At 72.3% G+C, this 1740-nt stretch carries 1 protein-coding gene and 1 pseudogene; both read left to right on the plus strand.

What is annotated here, in order from left to right; all coding sequences use genetic code 11:
• Positions 1–765 (plus strand): annotated as a pseudogene (locus DKL51_RS14840) (hypothetical protein); the annotation flags it as partial.
• A gap of 31 nt (positions 766–796) precedes the next feature.
• Complete coding sequence (locus DKL51_RS14845; protein ID WP_109946950.1) at positions 797–1567, plus strand: isoprenyl transferase; 771 nt, start codon at positions 797–799, stop codon at positions 1565–1567.
• Positions 1568–1740: the final 173 nt, after the last annotated feature.

The following is a 1740-nucleotide window of genomic DNA, read 5'->3' on the forward strand; positions in this document are numbered from 1 at the left end:
ACGTGTATAAGAGACAGGCTCGCCCTCGTCGCCGGCGCCGCGCTGACCCTGCTGGCGTACGTCCGCAGCCCGCTCGCCGCGGCGGAACCGCTGGCCTACTCCCGGTACCTGTCGGTGCTGCAGATCTCCCTGCCGGCGGTGCTCTGGCCGCTGTGGCTCGCCGCCGCCCACACCTGGCGGCACCGGGCCCCGATGATCGGCCGGCTGGGCGGTGCTCTGGCCGGTGCCGTGCTGGCCGTGCTGACCGTCACCGCGCTGGTGGTCACCGGTCTCTTCATCGCCGACGCCCGGGGGCTGCGCGCCGAGGAGCGGCAGGCCCGCGAGCTGGCCGCCGCGGTCCGCCGGGCCGGGCTGCACGAGGTGTACGGCGACTACTGGACCTGCAACCGGCTGATCTTCAACACCGGCGAGACGGTGGTCTGCGGGGTGCTCGACGGCAACCTCACCCCGGGGCAGAACCGCTATCCGGCGTACTGGAAGCGGGTCGGGCGGGCCGGCCGGCCCGGTTACGTGCTGGCCGTCGGGTCCACGGCGGAGCGGGCGCTGCGCCGGCGGCTCGGTACGCACCTGCGGCACAGCTCGGTCGCGGCCTGGCTGGCCCGGCACCGCCGGGTGGTGGACGGGGCCGTCCGGGCGGCCCGGCGCGACGACCGGGTCTACCGCACCGTGGTCGAACTCGGGCTCGGGGACGGGCGGCTGGACGGGCGCAGCCTCGCCATGATCGGCATCGGTCTGCTGAGCCGGGATCAACCACCGCGGCGCTGATCTTCAACGAGGGTCGCTACCCTGCAAGGTGATGACTCTGCGGAAACTCCTCTACTCCCTCTACGAGCGCCGGCTCACGGCGAAGCTCGCGGGCAAGCCGGTGCCCCGGCACGTCGGTGTGATGTGCGACGGCAACCGCAGATGGGCCCGCGAGATGGGCTTCGTCGACCCGAACGACGGCCACCGGATGGGCGCGGAGCGGATCAAGGAGCTGCTGCGCTGGTGCGATGCCGCCGGCGTCGGGCACGTGACGCTCTGGCTGCTCTCCACCGACAACCTCTCCCGGCAGGCCGCCGAGCTCGACCCGCTGCTTCAGATCATCGAGGACCTCACCACCGAGCTGGCCGAGGAGGGCAACCCCTGGCGGCTGCGGATGGTGGGCGCGCTCGACGTGCTGCCCGCGCACCACGCCGCCGCGCTGAAGGCCGCCGAGGAGCGCACCCGGGACCGTAGCGGCGGCGCGCAGGTCAACATCGCGGTCGGGTACGGGGGCCGCCGGGAGATCGCCGACGCGGTCCGCTCGCTGCTGCTGGAGCACGCGGCGAACGGCGGCACCATCGAGGAGCTGGCCAACTCGATCGATGTCGACCACATCTCCGAGCATCTCTACACCCGGGGCCTGCCCGATCCGGATCTGATCATCCGGACCAGCGGCGAACAGCGGCTCTCCGGCTTCATGCTCTGGCAGTCGGCCCACTCGGAGTTCTACTTCTGCGAGCTGAACTGGCCGGACTTCCGCCGGGTCGACTTCCTCCGCGCGCTGCGCTCCTACGCCACCCGCCAACGCCGCTTCGGCGCCTGACCGCCGCCCCGCCAGGACCCCTGACCCCCGCCTGCCTCCGCGATCTTGCACTTTCGGCCCTATTCTTGCCGCTTTTGGCCGCCTTTGTCGGGGCTGAAACTTGCAAGATCGGCGCGAGGCCGCGGGGCTCGCGGGGCGCGAGGTCAGCTCAGGTGGGGGAGGGACTGGGTTAG

It is taken from the genome of Micromonospora globispora (genome assembly GCF_003857015.1).
GTDB lineage: Bacteria > Actinomycetota > Actinomycetes > Mycobacteriales > Micromonosporaceae > Micromonospora > Micromonospora globispora.